We start from the raw sequence: 15,955 nt of genomic DNA on the forward strand, positions 1-15,955 counted from the left end.
AACCAGATGGCGAGACGGCAGTGCCAGCCCAGGGCGGAGTGAACCCGAGATCCTCAAGGGGCATCCCCAAGACGTACACGAGAAGTCGCTGATGGTCTGCCTGTGGCCATGGTGGAGTCGCTGATTCCCAACGTCGCACCTGACGAACACTCACCTCCATCTCTCCAAGTCCTATAGCAGAGGCAGCCTGGGTGAGGGCGTCGGCGAGGGCTTGTTGAGAGGCATAGCCGGCGAACTGCCGGGCCGCTTTGAGCTGGGAGTTTCCCGTAGGGCGGGACATGTGATCAACCTCCGAGACACGGATAGGCCTTGCGACACCGACACTACCGCCACAAGGCCCCCTGGGGGACTAAACGGACATAGGCGGCAGTTTACGTCCTTTGTTAGTCCTGTAGGAGTCCTCTAAAAGTCCTTGTAGCGGCCTTCAGTGTAGTTGACCCTTGTGACAGCACACAACGCGGATCACTTGGCACTGACGGAGGTGGCTGTTATGGCGAGCACGTTAGGAGACGGCACGGCCGATCTCGGGAGGGGGATTGTTCCGCTTCGCCCCCCGGTGGGTACGGGTACGCCGCGTGTGGCGCGGATCTATAACTGTCTGCTGGGTGATGACGGGGATAGCTTCGCGTCGGAGCGGGAGGCGGCGGCCCGTATCTTGGCGATGAATCCTCGGGTCCGGCACATGGTTTTGGCTAACCGCCAGTTTCTTGGGCGGGCGGTCCGGCATGCGGTCGCTACCAGGGGGATTCATCAGCTTCTGGACATCGGGAGTGGTTACCCGACTCAGCACAACGTCCACGAAGTGGCCCATTCGATCGCGCCGGATGCGTGTACGGTCTACGTCGATAATGACGAGGTTGTCGCGAGTCATGGCCGCGCTTTGCTGGCCGATGATCGGCGCAGCTTCTTTGTGGAGTGTGACCTGCGTCAGCCTGGTGAAATCATCTGGGCGGCTCAGACGGTACTCGATTTCACAAAGCCCGTTGCTGTGCTCTTGGTGGCGATTCTGCATTTCCTGCCCGATGGGGAGGACCCGCACGGGATCGTCAAGGATCTGGTGGGGGCGCTGGCTCCTGGGTCGCTGCTTGTGGTGTCGCATGTCCTGGACGACGCTCAGACTCAGCGGGGGGCGCGGGTCTATGACAGGGCGAGTGCCCCTGTCGTGCCTCGCTCTCCTGACCGGATCGGTGCGTTTTTCGACGGCTTGGACCTGGAGGTGCCGGGGCTGGTCACGTTGCCGATGTGGCAGCCCGACGATGACACCTGGTATCAGGATGAAGCCGATTCCATGCCCGTGCTGTGCGCGGTGGGGCGCAAGCCATGAGCGGCCGGGTGGGCCATTCCCCGGTGGGGGTGGCGGCGCGGCGGTTGTGTCGCAGCCTGGAAGATCACGGCGTGTTGGCGGCGGCTGTTCATGAAGGTGATGACGTGGCCTTGGTCATGGTCTCCACCGGTCTGGCGGTCTGGTGCTATCGGGGCCCTGACATGCGTCTTCGCTACAAGTGGTGGACGGGGCGTTACTCGCGGGTGCGTCCGGGACGGTGGATCTACTCCGAATGCCCGGCCTACTCACCGGCCACGGCCGCGCGGCAAGTCGCCGAACGGCTTCGGCAACTTCCCCCGGCACAGGTAGTCGTGCCTGTCGGCGGAGACTCTCCGATCAGCGGGCCGGGCTGATGCTCTATCCCCTCTACGATCCCGCCGATCTGCCGGACGAGCAGCGTCACGCGAACCTGAACACGGTGCGGCGCGCTCGTCTGGCGGTGGCCTTCCTGGTCGAGAGCCAGCGTCAACGGCGGCAGGCTGAAGGCCTGATCCACTCCTGGGGGCTTGACCGGGAAGCCCTGGACAAAGCCGCTGCCTCCTTGGCCATTCCTCCGATGTCGGATGAGGAGTGGCAGGCGATTGAGGAGACGCGCCCTAAGGCACCTGATCCTGAATCGGTGACGCAAGAACCTGCGGACGAATAGTTAGCCGCCCGCCTCAAGGGGACGAATAACCGGAAGATGGCTGCTGTCCCGGTCGTTGGTTGATGCATCCTCATGCCTGACGGGATCGATCTACCAATCACATTCCTCCAATTCGACCGGGTGTCTCGAAGGTTCGAATCCTTCCGTCCCTACGCCCCGGTAAACAGCTATCGAGAGAGGTTCACATGAGCGGAGATTCCCCCAATGGCTCGGGTGACTGCCCGGAAGGCGGGAACCATAACATCAGTTTTGCCAATGGCGCGACCTACTGCACGAAGTGCGAGCAGACATTTTAACCAGCCTTAGTGCCGGTTTACTGGATGCTCCTGGCCCTCGGCCCGTCGTGGCCGGGGGCTTCCTCACGTCGATCACCACACGAAAGAGCCGCATGATAATCGTCTCGTGGAACCTTCTTGATGGTGGGTTCGATAACGGTAGTGCCGGTCGTCTGGCGCGGCAGTTGGAGCTGTTGGCGGATCTTCGTCCTGATGTGGCGCTGGTTCAGGAGGCTAAACACTGGTTGTGGAATGGTGCCGGTGGTCTGCATCTGGCTGAGCGGGTGCTGGGCATGCGCGCGTATCTCGCTCATGCGTCTCGGCATGGCTGTCATGTGGCGGTGCTCATACGTCCGCACAGTGATATAGAGGTGATCCGTGAACGGCATGAGGAACATCATCCGTTTTGGCATGCTCAGGCGCGTGTGGTGTGCCATGTGGCGGGGTTGAGTGATCCGCTGGTGTTCGCCAGCACGCATTTCGCGCCGTTCAATCCGGCTCTGCGGGTTGAGGAGGCGTGCGCGTCTTCGGACCTGGCGAAGGGGTTGGCGGTGCTCGCGGGTGATTTCAACGACCCCGGTTTAGGTGATCCGCCTGCTGACTGGGGCGGCCTTCCTTGTTACAAGGTGGTGCGGCATACCCGCAGCGATGTTCCGGGCTGGCCGCAAGATGACCGGGCCGCCCATGTCCTGCACGAGGCGGGGTTTGTGGATGTCGCGGCCCATCTGGCGCAGCGAGGGCTCCCGGGCGTGCTCGGGGCGACGGCGGGATTCGGCATGGGGTCAACGCCGATCCGGTGTGATCGGATCTATGTGACTGGACCGCTGACGGATGTCATCGCCGATTACGGGACTGTCGCATCAGAGGACTCTGATCATCATCTGCTCACCGCCCGACTGGCCCTATAGCGGGTCGGGAGCGGTGGGGCCGGCGGAATGCGTAGCACCCCGAAGGGGCGAGCGTAGAGCGAGTTCGGCCGGCGCCACTGCGGCGGATGGTTGATCTTGGATGGTCCCGCGGTCGAATGCTTAATGATCTTGACTGTTCTGGCGTGTGCTGGTGTGCCGGGGCCGCCGCGTGAGGACGGCGCGCAGCGTCGCCCCTTGGTTGGCTTTTCCTGCTTTGACGGGAGCACAGGAGAAAGGGAGAAAACGAAGAGCATGGAGCAAAATGAATCACCACCGACGGGACCAAAGCACCACCCATTAGCGCTCAGCTCCTCTTCCACGCCTGGCCTGGCGGGGCTTCGGTATGTGGAGGTGGAGACCTCCCGCTACTGCAACCGCTCGTGCGACTGGTGCCCTAACGGGCACACCAACGCGCGCCGGACGCAACAGCTCATGGAGTGGGCGGTATTCACGAAGATCACCGCTGAACTGGGGGCGGCGGGCTTCGATGGGTTCTTCGCGTTCCACAACTTCTCTGAGCCGCTCGCCAATCCGAGACTGAACCAGGAGATCACGCAGGTTCGCCGTGATATCCCTCACGCGAAACCGGCGATCTACACCAACGGTGACTTGTTCACTCGCTCCATTCTGGAGCAGATGAGCAGGGACGGTGTCAAGTACATTCGGGTCACGCGTTACCCTCACCGGCCCGATGTCCAGCCCACTTATGAAGTACTCCAACGCTGGCTGACGCGGGCGAAACTGTCGGATCTCTACCCGTGGGACTTCGTGAAGGTACGCCAAGGACTGGCGGCCACGTGGACCGATGACGAGACCGGGATGAAGGTCGAGATCATCCGCCCCTCGATCGTGAGCTATAACGATCGCGGCGGAACCGCTGTTGTACCTCTTCCGGGCAAGGTGCGGATTGCCCCATGCCGGATGACCGCTACGTCGATCAGTATCGACTATCGGGCGGAAATGAAAATGTGCTGCAACGTCATCCCGGACTCTGCCCCGGAACACGAGCGATACGTTGTCGGCAATCTCGCCGCCTCCACCCTCTCCGAACTCTGGAACTCGTCTCTGATGGGTGGCTGGCGTGAGCGTCATGGCCGGGCCGACTGGTCGATGTCTCCGGCGTGCCGTACCTGCGTCCAGGCCCTCCCGGAGACACGGCGATGAGTAGCCACGACCGCTCTCACGCGGTGACCGCGTCCGTGCCTGGTCGGTTATGCCTGGCTGGTGAGTCTTTGGACTGGATGATTGGTGGTCCCTCGGTGGTCGCCGCTGTGCCGCTTCGTACTCGGGTAACCACCTGGCATGCGGGAGGCTCGCCCGCGTTGGCATTGTCCTCCGGCTCACCGCTGTATCGCGCCCGCCTGGTTCCCGCCGGGCAGGCAGCACAGCGGCGCTATGACGGTGACGTACTGGACTACATGCAGGCGGCCACCTGGGTTACGCTGCGCGACGCAGGCCGGATCGCTGGGACCGTGGTGACGGCCTACACGGATCTACCGGTTTCCGCTGGGCTGTCCTCAAGCGCGTGTATCACGCTGGCCGTGGTCGCGGCGCTGGACGGCTTGCGGGGCGGGGGCGCGCTGGATGTGGCGCAAGTTTGCGACCTGGCCCGCCAAGCTGAGGTCGGCGAGCTTGGTTCAGGCGCTGGCTGGATGGATTTCCTGGCGTGCGCGCACGGGGGCGTGAACCGCATCGACGCCGGTTCTGATCCGACCGCGCATCGGCTTGCGCCCCACCTGGGCATACCGGTGGTTGTCATCGACACCCTTGAGCGACGCGCGACCAAGGCGGCTCTGGCGTCCAAGCGAGAACGGTTCCGCGCGGGCGAAGCGGACATGGTCGCTTACGCCCGTCAGATGCCTCGCCTTGTGGACGCGGTCACAACGGCGCTGACCGCCCAGTCGGTGGACTACCAGGAGGTAGGCCATCTGCTCAGTACCGCGCACACGCTGTTGCGCGACAAGGTCCGTTGCTCTACAGAGTTGATCGAAACCTGTATTCAGCGTGTGTCGGCAGCAGGCGCGTTCGGCGCAAAGCTCAGCGGATCGGGTCATGGCGGTTGCCTGTTCGCCCTGGTCCCTGCCTCAGCTTTGACCGCTGTCCTTCAAGCCGTTCAAGACCTTCCCGTGCACGCGCTTGCCTTGCCAGCATCCGAGCCAGACGGCCTCGTCTCCGTTACTGCCGAGACGGGATCTCGACCACGAACCGCCCCTGATCGCCAGGGTTGAACCGGCCACAGTCGCTAGCCTGGTCCTACCGAATCGGTAGCTCCGGAAGGCGTGCCATGGTCGATCATTCCCGCCTGGTTAAGGCGTACGACATACGGGGACGAGTTCCCGATGAGTTGGACTCTGGCGTTGTTCGCGACGTTGGCACGCTGTTTGTCCGGTTGACTGGGGCTGACCAAATCGTGGTCGCCCGCGACATGCGTGCCACCTCGCCTGTTCTGGCAGAGGCGTTCATCGCGGGGGTGAGTGCTGCTGGGGCCGATGTCATTGACGCCGGTCTAGGGTCCACCGATCTTCTCTACTATGCCAGCGGCAGCCTCAATCTCCCTGGCGCGATAATCACGGCCAGTCACAACCCCGCACGGGACAACGGAATCAAGCTGTGCCGTGCGGGTGCTGCCCCCATCGGTGAGGACAGCGGCCTTGGGCAGATCCGCGCGTGGCTGGAAACAGGCGACATTCCCGCCCCGAAAGCCAGGCGTGGAGAGGTCGTCCGCCAAGACATGTTGAAGGAGTACGCGGCCCACCTGAACACGCTGGTGGACCTCACCGGCAATCGCCGTCTCAAGGTCGTTGCGGACGCCGGGAACGGCATGGCCGGACACACCGTCCCTATGGTGTTCGACGGCTTGCCGATCGAGCTGACCTCGCTCTATTTCGAGCTTGACGGCACCTTCCCCAACCATGAGGCCAACCCGATCGAGCCTGAGAACCTGCGTGACCTGCAAAAGGCGGTCGTCGCTGAAGGCGCGGACATCGGCTTGGCGTTCGACGGCGACGCTGACCGGTGCTTCTTTATCGACGAGAACGGCCAAGCCGTGTCGCCCTCGGCAATCGTCGGCTTGATCGCAGCCCGTGAGCTGGCCAAGCATCCGGGTTCGGCAATCGTCCACAACCTGATCACGTCGGCTGCCGCTGTGGAGATCATCGGCGAGCATGGCGGCATCCCGGTCCGATCACGCGTTGGGCACTCATTCATGAAAGCCCTGATGGCCTCGCATGACGCAGTCTTCGGAGGCGAGCACTCCGGCCACTACTACTTCCGCGACTTCTGGCGGGCCGACACGGGCATGCTGGCGGCGCTGCATGTGCTCGCTGCCCTCGGAGAGCAGGATCGGCCGTTGTCGGAGATCCTGGCTCAGTACTCGCGCTATCGCGCTTCCGGCGAGATCAACACTCGGGTTGACCACGTATCCGCCAAGCTGGATCAAATCGAGGACATCTACCGGCACTTCGACGGCGTGAGTACCGATCGGCTCGACGGGCTCACCGTCGATCTGAGCGACGGACGGTGGTTCAACCTGCGTCCCTCCAACACTGAGCCGCTTCTGAGGTTGAACGTCGAGGCTCACGATGAGTCCGCCATGGCAAGCCTCCGTGACGATGTCCTCAAGTTCGTCCGAGAGGCTTAATCGTCCCGGATGGGGAGTGCCGGGCACTCAGGCGATAGGTCCATGCCGACGAACTTGGGCGGGGATTGTTTCGGCAGTGGACGGGTTGATGCGCCCCTGGTGATTGATACGGAGCGGTGGGGCCGGCGGAATGCGTAGCACCCCGTAGGGGCGACCGTGAGGGAGTTCGGCCGGCGCCGTCGCGGCTGTGTTTCGCGGCCGGGGTTGAGGCGGGTCTTTTGGTGGTGCGGACCTTTTGCGTATCGTCGTGCGTTGCTAGTGGTGGTGGTTCGGGGGCTGGCAACGGAGGGGCGTCGTGGAGGAGCCTGCGTTAGGGGTCTTGGTCGTGGGCGGTCTGCTGGGATCGCCGCCGTGTACTTTGTTTTGTCCGGTGACGCCGCTTCCTGTAAACCAACCGGAATGGGATGTGCCGCCGGTCGCCGTGGTGTTCCTGGTGTTGATGGCGTGCGGCGCGGTAGTGAGTGTGATCGTCGGGATTTACAACCACAACACGGGGACGCCGTATCGGGTGCGGGGCGGTGGTTTGCACACCCCGAGCGGTCAGAAGTGGGCATGGGTGGTCGGGGTACAGGGCAGCGATGGCACGCGGGAAACGCGGGAGATGTCGGCGACCTGGTATGAGGCGAAGACCTGGGCTGAGCGGGAGTCGTCGCGGTACGGGACCCTTTGCGCGTGGGTGAGCCGCGCGACGGGGCGGGACAATGAGGTGCAGATCTGGACCTGGCGCAACGGTGAGATCGTCAATCGCCGCAAGCTCTACCTGTGGCAGGTGGAGGCGGACCCCTACCTCACCGAGCGGGAGCGCGCGGTCATCGAAGAAGACGCGCGCCAGTTGTGGGAGGGGGAATAGGCAATGTTCCTGCCTGGATGGGTGAGGGGGCCATCGTCGCGACGTGCAGTTCGAGCTAAGAAGACCGGGCGGCGGAGTATGACCACGACGCCGCCCGGTCTCTCCCTGATCAGGTTCTCTACAGAATGCGAAGCGCCTGAACGGTTACCCACCACAGTAAGCACGATCTTGCAAAACGTGTGGAGCCTCGCCGGTGTTCGTCGTGGTGTGTAAGGGCGGGGTGGACCTGGGCCGGTTGTTTGATTCGGTTGGTCGGTTGGTCGGTTGGTTGGGTGGAGGGCGTGAGCCGGGTTGGTGGCTGTCGTGGATGGCATTGGTTGGCGGGCCTGGCGTGGCGGCTGGTGCTCCCGTCCGGGACCGGCCGTCAGGCCGCATGCCCGGACGGGGAGGGCACCGGGCCGCGCGGCGGCGCGTAGCGCCGTCGCCTTGACCCTTATACGAATAATTCGGCAATGCATCCGCCGTGTTTTACGGACACCCTTTACTGAGAGTTTCGGGCCTCCCCTGGTAAATGCGGGATTTGAGGGGTTTACGGGGAACTTTATGCGGTTCTTATCCGTTGTGCCGGGTGATAGTCATTCGGACGGTAGGAGGGGTCGCAGTTGGCTTTACAGGGTGGTATCCCTGTAGCGCACGATGATGCATTCCCGTACGGCGCTTATGTCGTCGGGGAGGTCTCGCAGGTCACGGACTTCGAGGCGAGCACGAAGGACAGGCCGGTGGCTGCCCGCGACAAGGCGACGGGTGAGCTGATGTGGGCGGTGCCCGTGATGGACGGGGACCCGAGTCTCAAGGCCGCCGCTAAGTCGGTGTCGGTCAAGATCCTTTCGCCGGTTGAGCCGGTGATTCCCGCGCCGCCTGCCGAGATGGCGGGGCTCCCGTTCGTGCCCGTGCAGTTCGATGGGCTGACGGTGACGCCGTACGTGAACCAGCAGACGAACCGGCTGGCGTACTCGTTCAAGGCTCGCGGGATGCGGGCGGTTCCGGCTGCGGGTGCGGCTGGTAAGGGCGGTCCGGTTAAGGATGCCCGCTGATGGATTCTGCTTTAGGTAGGTCCTGTTTCGCGTGCGCATGGCGTGCGCTTTCTCTGGGGTGTGGCGACCCGATGTGATGTGTGAGTGGGGGCCGCTGGTGTATTCCAGCGGTCCCCTCCGCGTCCGCTAAATCGCTTTCAGTCATCGGAGAGGGTGACTCTTTTCGTGCTGCGCAAATTGCCTGGCGCTGAGGTGCAATCGGTGGTTAGTACGACGCCGGATACGGCGGTTGTGTGGCGTCCCACGGTGGTGGGGACGCCCGCGATTGTCGTGATCGTGGTGTGGGTGTGGCGGCTGCTCGTCGGCCTGGTCAAGACGCTGGTTCGGCATCCGCTGGCGTGCGCCGTGGTCGCGGGCCTGGGCGGGGTGTACTGGCTGTTCGGCTGGCAGGCCGGGGCGGCGGTGCTGGTGGTGGCCTGCTGCGGGCTGTCGGCGTGGGCTGCGCTGTGGCCTGCGGGGTTCATGTCCTGGGTTGGGTGGCGGGCGGTGTCGTGGGGCCGGTGGATGTGGGTCTACCGGCGTAGGTGGCGCTCGGTGGTCACGGTGGCGGGGCTGGCCGCGAACGTCGGTGGGCGCGGTTATGCGCCTGAGCTGGTCAAGGTGAGCTGTGACCGGGCGTCGGATCGGCTGCGGGTCAAGCTGCTTGATGGGCAGACCGATGCGGAGTGGGCCGACAGGTCGCCCAACTTGGCGCATGCGTTCGGGGCGGGGTCGTGCCGGGTGGCGGTGGAGCGGCCGGGATGGCTGGTGCTGACGTTCCCTCGGCGGGATGAGCTGGCGGCGGTGGTGCGGGCGCGTCCGATGCCTGCGGTGCCGTCTGTGGGGCCGGTGGACATCGGGGTCTGTGAGGACGGGTCTCCGTACAGGTTGAAGGTGCATGGGACGCATGTGCTGATCGCGGGGGCGACGGGGGCCGGTAAGGGCTCGTGGTTGTGGTCGGCGGTGCGGGGGCTGCTTCCGGCGTCGCGGGCTGGGTTGGTGGAGCTGTGGGCGCTGGACCCCAAGCACATGGAGCTGTCCTACGGGCTGGCGCTGTTCGATCAGTACGCGGCGGAGGCGGAGGACTGCGCGGGCCTGCTGGAACACGCGGTCAAGGTGATGCAAGACCGGGCGGCGAGATACGCGGGGGTCCGGCGTGATCACATGCCGACCGTGGAAGACCCGTTCATCCTGCTGATCGTCGATGAGGTGGCGTTCCTGACCGCCTACCAACCCGACAAGGGGTTGAGGCTGCGCATCTCGGCGGCGCTGGCCACGCTCACGACGCAGGGCCGCGCGGTCGGGGTCGGGGTGATGGCGGCACTCCAGGACCCGCGCAAGGAGGTCATGAGCATCCGGAACCTGTTCCCGGACCGGGTGGCGCTGCGCCTGGATGAGCCGTCACAGGTGGACATGGTGCTCGGGGACGGGGCGCGGGACCGGGGAGCGCTGGCCGACCTGATCCCGCGTGACCCCGATGACCCTTCGGTGGGTGCGGGCGTGGCGTATGTGCGCCTGGAGAACGCTCCCGAACCGATCAGAGTCCGGGCGGGCTACGTCTCGGACGCCGACATTCGACAGATGGTCATCCTCAAGACGCAGGGAGTGTAGTGAGTCTCGCGGTGGTGGTGCTGTACGGGCTGGTCTGCGGCGCGTGTGAGGTCGAAGACGAGCTGTGGCATGACCTCGTTCAGGGCGTGGTGGAGTGCCACGCCTGCGGGGACCGGACGGCGGTTGGTGCCGATGATCCCGAGCGGCCGGAGTCGTTCGGCTGGGATCTGTACGACGCGGGCGGGTGGGGGCCGTATGACCTTGCCTGAGCTGCTGTCGGGCCTGCGGTGCGCGGTCTGCAAGGCGCGCGGGCACCTCTGGGCCGATCACGTGCGGGGCATCGTGGAGTGCCGTTCGTGCGGGCAGTCGGCGTTGCTGTCGGACGCCGAGATCAACGACGACAAGGGGACTGTGTGACCGACGCGCTGACGCGGGCGGAGCTGGCCAAGCTGATGCAGGCGCGGGATGTCGCCGAACTGGTCGCCACCGAGAACGGGGTGTGTGTCCGGACGCTGGCGATGCGGGTGACGGACACGGTGACGGGGCGCACGGAGACGGTGGAGATGCCGTGTGGGGCGACGCTGGAATCGAAGTGTGTGCCGTGTGCTCGGCGTAATCGTCAGGTTCGGATGGCGCAGTGCCGGGAGGGGTGGCATCTGGAGTCTGAGCCGGTGGCGGAGGCTGATCCGGATTCGGTGACCGATGATCAGCGGTGGTTGGTCGGGTGGCGGGCGGAGGTTCAGGCCAAGCGGGATGCTGCGCTTGCGGCGGGTGATCCGGACGCGGCGGTGTGGGACGCCGCGATTGTAGAGATCGATGCGGAGATCAACGCGGCGGGGATGCGGGGCAACGTGCTGGATGGTGCGGCTCCTGGTGAGCGGCGGGCGCGTTCGACTCGGCGTCGGCAGGATGCGCCGGATCTGCCTCGCCGTCAGATGGCGGATACGACGCTGGGGCGGGTGTTCACCTCGCGGGATGGTAAGCGGTTCCGGCCGTCGATGTTCATTACGCTCACCCTTCCCTCGTACGGGAGGGTGCGGGACGGCGCACCGGTTGATCCGGGCAGTTACGACTACCGCAGGGCGGCGCGGGATGCGTTGCACTTCGCCAAGCTGGTGGATCGGTTCGTGCAGAACCTTCGCCGGGTGGCGGGGTTCGACGTGCAGTATTTCGCGGCGGTGGAGCCGCAGAAGCGGTTGGCTCCTCACCTGCACATGGCGGTGCGGGGCACCATGAGCCGCGCGGACATCAAGGCCGTGGTGGCGGCTACCTACCATCAGGTGTGGTGGCCTGATGCCGATCAGGTGGTGTTCGAGGGTGACGGGCTGCCGGTGTGGGTGGAGCGGCCTGGGCGTGAGGGTGGCCAGCCGTACGCCGATGGGCAGGCCGGTGACTATGTAGATCCCGCGTCGGGGGAAGTCTTGCCGACGTGGGATGACGCCCTGGATGAACTGGGCGGGGCGGAGAACGCCGAACCGTTGCACGTGGTGCGGTTCGGCACGCAGGTGGACGTGCAAGGCGTGCTCGCGGGGTCCAAGGATGCCGATCAGTGCATCCGGTACCTGAGCAAGTACCTGACCAAGAGCCTGGGCGGGTCCATCGATCCGGAGGACACGCGGCGGCGGGCGCACGCCTCCCGGCTGGTGGACGCGCTCCGGTTCGAGCCGTGTTCGTCCCGCTGCCCGAACTGGTTGCGGTTTGGGGTGCAGCCGGAGGGGGCTAAGGCGGGGATGGTGCCGGGCCGGTGCCGGGGCAAGGCGCACAGGCCGGAACACCTCGGGTATGGCGGGCGGCGGGTGCTGGTGTCCCGCAAGTGGTCCAACCGCACGATGCGGGAGCACAAGCAGGACAGGCGGGCGTGGGTGCTGGCCGTGCTGGGCCTGGCCGATGAAGCGGCGACGCGGGAACCGGGCCGGTACCTGTGGGCGCGCATCCCGGACGGTGACCAAAGCCTGGAGTCGCGGGCGGCGCGGACCTTGCATCTGGTGGCCGAACGGCAGCAGTGGCGGCGGCACTTGCAACAGATGCAGGCGGCGGCGGAGGGCGGTCCGGGTGCGGTGGTGAGCGGGCCGGTTGGATGACCGGAGGTCACCCCGGAGGGGCAGCGAAGCGAGTCCTGCCGGCGCGCGGGGCCTGCGGTGCGGTGGGTGGGTGTCCGGTGAGGGTCGCCCCTGGGAGGGCGTGCGCCGTAGGCGCTCCACTTTGCCTCGGGTGGGTGGGCGGGCCGAAGAGAGAGGGAGGCACAGCAAGCGGCGGCGACGGCACGTGGTCAAGGGGAACGGTCGGCAAAGCGGGACGGTAGGCGGCTGGGTGCTGGGAGCGCATCAGAACCCATGAGCCGTGAAGATCTCCGGGCGTACGCTCGGGCGCGGGTGCAGAGCTGGCCCGCGTTGAGTGAGCGGCAACGTGAACGGCTGGCGCTGCTGCTGCGAACCACGCGCTAGCGTGTCAGGCAAACCCCCCGCTGTCTTCGACTCAGCGGGGGGTTTCTGCTGCCGGTGGCTAGGCCGCGTTGGGGTGCTGGGGAATGATCTCGACCAAGTCGAGTTGCTCAGCCTGGGTAAGGCGTCGGCCACGTCCGATCGGGTGAAGCCTGATCTTGACCAGTAGCTTCACGATCTCACGCTGACGGCCCAAGCTGAGATCCTCCCATGTCGCCTCGGCGTCGTCGGTTGCCACGAATTCGGCAATCGGGCTGACGGCTGACGCGCTGCGCAACTCCTCGCGTATCTCGGCGGCTCGTGCGTTGACCTCGACCAAGATCTCGTCCACCATCTCCTCGTCCCATGCACCGGACGCGAACTTGCGGGCCGCGTTGGTCTTGCGCGTCTCCAGCGTGATCAGTTCATCCCGCAGGGCTGCGGCGTCCACGGTGACCTGAGACGGCAGCAGGCTCGCCACGTCATTACGGGATAGGCGGCCGATCATCAGCTCGGTTACGTAGTCGTCAAGCTGATGCGCAAGGTGCATGTTGTGCCCCTTCTCACGGCACCTGTAGACCGGTTCGCCCTTGCTGTTGTTGCGCACGCTCATGGTGGTGCCGTCGTCGCAGACCGCGCACTCGGCGATCAGGGACACCAGCCACCTGGGGACGTTGCCCGGTGCGGTCTTACGTGACTTGTCGCTGAACTTGGTGATCAATGCCTGGCGCTGGTCCTCGGGGATGATGTACGGGTAGGCGTTCCTCTTGATGATCTGCCCCTTGTGCACGGAGTGACCCGACACGCGGGGACTAAGAAGGATCTGCAACACGGTGCGGCTGTTCCATCCTTGGTGCGTGACCTGCTTGCCGCCGCGCGTCAGTATGCGGCCGTCCTTCTCGGAAACGGTGAGTACCTTCCGGGCCCTGAGATCGGCTAAGAGCTGGGCCATGGACACATCGGCCAGTAGATCATCCGCCCACTTCCTGATCTCCTCTGCCTCGTCGGGGCGGTGCTGGCCCATGTCCAGGACCGAGCGCTCGGCATAGATCCGGTCGGCGGTAGGCGCTTTGGGGTTCACGCAATAGCGAGTGACACGGCCGGTGTCCACACCCCATCCGTAGCAGCGGGGGCCGCCCCCATAGTCACCGTTGCGGGCCTGGCGCTTGCGCGCGTCCGTCACACGCTCGCCTCGGTGGTCACTCTCGTACTGGGCGTTAAGAGTGTCGTTGATCAGATCCTTGCGGCCTGCGGCCTTGTTCAGGTTGTAGAACGACCCTCGCATGCCGCTGTAAAGCTTCACCGTGTGCGCACGCGCGATCTCAATGAAGCGGCTGACCTCCTCAACGTCGCGGTGTAACCGGTCCGCGTGCCTGATGATGATCAGCCCTATCCTCCCGGACCTCATGCTCTGGAGCATGCGCTGATAGTCGGGCCGCTCGGCACCGCTGAACGCGGAAAGATCGTTATCAGTGAACGTCTCGGCGATCGTCTCGCCTAGCTCCTCGGCTGCGTTGACGTTCTCGTAGTGCTGGGTGTCCACGCCTTCGGCGGTACCCCGCTTGTCATACGAGATCCGGCAGTAATCGACGGTGATCCTGGGGGCGGCGGGGGTCTGTGAACTGGTCATATCTCAATTATGTGCCCTAAACCCGTAACCGGGAAGACCACGACGGTGCGGATCCTCACCACGCTGCTCCGTCCCGACGCGGGTACGGCATGGGTCGCGGGGTTCGACGTCGTCCGGCAGCCCGCGGAGGTACGCGCCCGCATCGGGCTCGCCGGGCAGACCACCGCGATCGACGACGAGCTGAGCGGACGCGAGAACCTCGAAATGGTCGGCCGGCTCTACCACCTGCCGGCCGACGTGGTCCGCAGGCGGGCGCGGGAACTGCTGGACCGCTTCGCCCTCGCCGGCACCGGCGAGCGACTGGTCTCGACGTACTCCGGCGGCATGCGCCGCCGCCTCGACCTCGCGGCCGGCGTGTTCGCCTCCCCGCCCGTGCTGTTCCTGGACGAGCCCACGACCGGGCTTGATCCGAGGCGCAGGAGCGAGATGTGGTCCCTCATCGGCGAACTCGTGGCCGAGGGCACCACCGTGCTGCTCACCACCCAGTACCTGGAGGAGGCCGACCGCCTGGCCGATCACATCGCCGTGATGGACCACGGGCGGATCATCGCCTCGGGGACGCCCAGGGACCTGAAGACCTCCGTCGGCGGCGAGTGGGTCGACGTGGTCGTCACCGACCCGGCGCGGCTGGACGACGCGGCCCGCCTGCTGGGACGCCTCACCGGGGGCGAGCCGAGGACCGAGCACACCGCACTGCGGGTGTCCGTTCCGGCGACCGGGCGCGGCGCCGCCACACTGACCGCCGCGCTCAGAGCCCTGGACGACGAGCGCATCGCCCTCGACGACATCGCGCTGCGCCGTGCCGGCCTGGACGAGGTCTTCCTGCGGCTGACCGGCGAGCTCGCGTCCGGGACGACCTGATGATCACCGTTCCGCCTCCACCCGCCACCGCGTTCGGCAAGGTGCGCTGGATCCTGGCCGACGGCTGGACGATCGCCCGGCGCGACCTCACCCACCTGCGGAACCGGCCCGCCTACCTGATCAGCGTCACCGTGTTCCCAATGACGTTCATCGTGATCTTCGGGTACATCCTTGGCAGCGCCATCGACATGCCGGGCGGCCACTACCGGGAGTACCTCATGCCCGGGATCTTCGCGATGACCACGGCGTTCGGGGCCGTGGCCACCATGGTCGTCGTGGCGAGCGAGATGTCCAAGGGAGTGATCGACCGGTTCAGGTCCCTGCCGATGTCGCGCTCGGCCGTGCTGCTGGGGCGGGCGGTCGGCGATCTCCTGGGGACGATCCCCGGCACCGCGCTCATGGTCGCCGCCGGGTACGCCGTCGGCTGGCGTATCCAGAACGGATGGCCCGGCGCCTTGGCCGCCTTCGGGTTGCTGTTCCTCCTGAGATTCGCGCTCACGTGGGTCGGCGCGTACGTCGCCCTGCTGGCCAGAACTCCCGAGACGGCGGACCAGATGGGCACCGCCGTGATCTTCCCACTCACCATGGTGGGCAACACGTTCGTCCCCACGCAAGGCATGCCCTCCTGGCTGCGGACGGTCGCCGACTGGAACCCGCTCAGCGCCCTCACCACGGCGAGCCGGGTGCTCTTCGGCAACCCGGGCGCCCCCGGGCCGGACGCCGCGTGGCCGCTCCAGCACTCCATCGCGGTCGCGCTCGGCTGGTCGATCGCGCTGATCGCCGTCTTCCTGCCCCTGGCGGTACGCCGATACCGCGCGCTGGCCCGATAAATCGGTA

15 protein-coding genes are annotated in these 15,955 nt (G+C 65.7%); 14 read left to right on the plus strand and 1 reads right to left on the minus strand.

The annotated features are described in order from the left end of the window. The first annotated feature begins 490 nt into the window (after nucleotides 1-490). The 12 genes from ACOZ38_RS43055 (at nucleotide 491) to ACOZ38_RS43110 (ending at nucleotide 12,288) form a co-directional block, all read left to right on the plus strand. Nucleotides 491-1,324, plus strand: a complete 834-nt coding sequence (locus ACOZ38_RS43055) for an SAM-dependent methyltransferase (protein WP_424536595.1) — start codon at nucleotides 491-493, stop codon at nucleotides 1,322-1,324. 352 nt (nucleotides 1,325-1,676) lie between these two features. Continuing rightward, nucleotides 1,677-1,970, plus strand: a complete 294-nt coding sequence (locus tag ACOZ38_RS43060; protein WP_424536596.1) for a hypothetical protein — start codon at nucleotides 1,677-1,679, stop codon at nucleotides 1,968-1,970. 388 nt (nucleotides 1,971-2,358) lie between these two features. Next, on the plus strand, nucleotides 2,359-3,153 hold the full coding sequence (locus ACOZ38_RS43065; protein ID WP_424536597.1) for an endonuclease/exonuclease/phosphatase family protein: 795 nt from the start codon (nucleotides 2,359-2,361) through the stop codon (nucleotides 3,151-3,153). 345 nt (nucleotides 3,154-3,498) lie between these two features. Beyond that, a complete protein-coding gene (locus ACOZ38_RS43070) occupies nucleotides 3,499-4,317 on the plus strand; it encodes an SPASM domain-containing protein (RefSeq protein ID WP_424536598.1) in 819 nt (272 codons plus the stop codon). A gap of 77 nt (nucleotides 4,318-4,394) precedes the next feature. Further along, on the plus strand, nucleotides 4,395-5,381 hold the full coding sequence (locus tag ACOZ38_RS43075; protein WP_424537195.1) for a mevalonate kinase family protein: 987 nt from the start codon (nucleotides 4,395-4,397) through the stop codon (nucleotides 5,379-5,381). 56 nt (nucleotides 5,382-5,437) lie between these two features. Then, nucleotides 5,438-6,793: a phosphomannomutase/phosphoglucomutase gene (locus tag ACOZ38_RS43080; protein ID WP_424536599.1), complete on the plus strand. Its 1,356-nt coding sequence runs from the start codon at nucleotides 5,438-5,440 to the stop codon at nucleotides 6,791-6,793. 325 nt (nucleotides 6,794-7,118) lie between these two features. Next, nucleotides 7,119-7,643 carry a hypothetical protein gene (locus tag ACOZ38_RS43085; protein ID WP_424536600.1) on the plus strand — a complete coding sequence of 175 codons (525 nt, stop codon included), beginning with the start codon at nucleotides 7,119-7,121 and terminating at the stop codon, nucleotides 7,641-7,643. 602 nt (nucleotides 7,644-8,245) lie between these two features. Then, nucleotides 8,246-8,677, plus strand: coding sequence for a plasmid replication, integration and excision activator (locus ACOZ38_RS43090; protein ID WP_424531067.1), 432 nt, complete (start codon nucleotides 8,246-8,248; stop codon nucleotides 8,675-8,677). 246 nt (nucleotides 8,678-8,923) lie between these two features. Continuing rightward, nucleotides 8,924-10,267: an FtsK/SpoIIIE domain-containing protein gene (locus tag ACOZ38_RS43095; RefSeq protein WP_424536601.1), complete on the plus strand. Its 1,344-nt coding sequence runs from the start codon at nucleotides 8,924-8,926 to the stop codon at nucleotides 10,265-10,267. Continuing rightward, on the plus strand, nucleotides 10,267-10,476 hold the full coding sequence (locus tag ACOZ38_RS43100; protein WP_424531064.1) for a hypothetical protein: 210 nt from the start codon (nucleotides 10,267-10,269) through the stop codon (nucleotides 10,474-10,476). Before ACOZ38_RS43095 ends, ACOZ38_RS43100 begins: the two co-directional genes overlap by 1 nt. After that, nucleotides 10,463-10,624: a hypothetical protein gene (locus ACOZ38_RS43105; protein WP_424531062.1), complete on the plus strand. Its 162-nt coding sequence runs from the start codon at nucleotides 10,463-10,465 to the stop codon at nucleotides 10,622-10,624. The genes ACOZ38_RS43100 and ACOZ38_RS43105 overlap by 14 nt, the downstream gene beginning before the upstream one ends. A gap of 35 nt (nucleotides 10,625-10,659) precedes the next feature. Continuing rightward, nucleotides 10,660-12,288 carry a replication initiator gene (locus ACOZ38_RS43110; RefSeq protein ID WP_424537196.1) on the plus strand — a complete coding sequence of 543 codons (1,629 nt, stop codon included), beginning with the start codon at nucleotides 10,660-10,662 and terminating at the stop codon, nucleotides 12,286-12,288. A 421-nt stretch (nucleotides 12,289-12,709) separates the two neighbouring features. Here ACOZ38_RS43110 and ACOZ38_RS43115 read toward each other — a convergent pair whose 3' ends face one another. Then, entirely contained in the window at nucleotides 12,710-14,257 is a 1,548-nt protein-coding gene (locus ACOZ38_RS43115; protein WP_424536602.1) for a recombinase family protein, read from the minus strand. 45 nt (nucleotides 14,258-14,302) lie between these two features. On the opposite strand from ACOZ38_RS43115, the gene ACOZ38_RS43120 reads away from it, so the two are divergent. Together ACOZ38_RS43120 and ACOZ38_RS43125 are read left to right on the plus strand one after the other, a co-directional pair. Then, nucleotides 14,303-15,118, plus strand: a complete 816-nt coding sequence (locus ACOZ38_RS43120; protein ID WP_424536603.1) for an ATP-binding cassette domain-containing protein — start codon at nucleotides 14,303-14,305, stop codon at nucleotides 15,116-15,118. After that, nucleotides 15,118-15,948, plus strand: a complete 831-nt coding sequence (locus tag ACOZ38_RS43125; RefSeq protein ID WP_424536604.1) for an ABC transporter permease — start codon at nucleotides 15,118-15,120, stop codon at nucleotides 15,946-15,948. Before ACOZ38_RS43120 ends, ACOZ38_RS43125 begins: the two co-directional genes overlap by 1 nt. The last annotated feature ends 7 nt before the right edge of the window (nucleotides 15,949-15,955 follow it).

This window comes from Sphaerisporangium viridialbum (genome assembly GCF_049674955.1).
In the GTDB taxonomy this organism is placed as follows: Bacteria; Actinomycetota; Actinomycetes; order Streptosporangiales; family Streptosporangiaceae; genus Sphaerisporangium; species Sphaerisporangium viridialbum.

What these genes read in the sequence shown, in the direction of transcription:
- ACOZ38_RS43065 (WP_424536597.1), top strand. Translation starts at nt 2,359, where the DNA reads ATGATAATCGTCTCGTGGAACCTTCTTGATGGTGGGTTCGATAACGGT.
- ACOZ38_RS43105 (WP_424531062.1), top strand. Translation starts at nt 10,463, where the DNA reads ATGACCTTGCCTGAGCTGCTGTCGGGCCTGCGGTGCGCGGTCTGCAAG.
- ACOZ38_RS43055 (WP_424536595.1), top strand. Translation starts at nt 491, where the DNA reads ATGGCGAGCACGTTAGGAGACGGCACGGCCGATCTCGGGAGGGGGATT.
- ACOZ38_RS43110 (WP_424537196.1), top strand. Translation starts at nt 10,660, where the DNA reads ATGCAGGCGCGGGATGTCGCCGAACTGGTCGCCACCGAGAACGGGGTG.
- ACOZ38_RS43115 (WP_424536602.1), bottom strand. Translation starts at nt 14,257, where the DNA reads ATGACCAGTTCACAGACCCCCGCCGCCCCCAGGATCACCGTCGATTAC.
- ACOZ38_RS43060 (WP_424536596.1), top strand. Translation starts at nt 1,677, where the DNA reads ATGCTCTATCCCCTCTACGATCCCGCCGATCTGCCGGACGAGCAGCGT.
- ACOZ38_RS43075 (WP_424537195.1), top strand. Translation starts at nt 4,395, where the DNA reads ATGATTGGTGGTCCCTCGGTGGTCGCCGCTGTGCCGCTTCGTACTCGG.
- ACOZ38_RS43080 (WP_424536599.1), top strand. Translation starts at nt 5,438, where the DNA reads ATGGTCGATCATTCCCGCCTGGTTAAGGCGTACGACATACGGGGACGA.
- ACOZ38_RS43125 (WP_424536604.1), top strand. Translation starts at nt 15,118, where the DNA reads ATGATCACCGTTCCGCCTCCACCCGCCACCGCGTTCGGCAAGGTGCGC.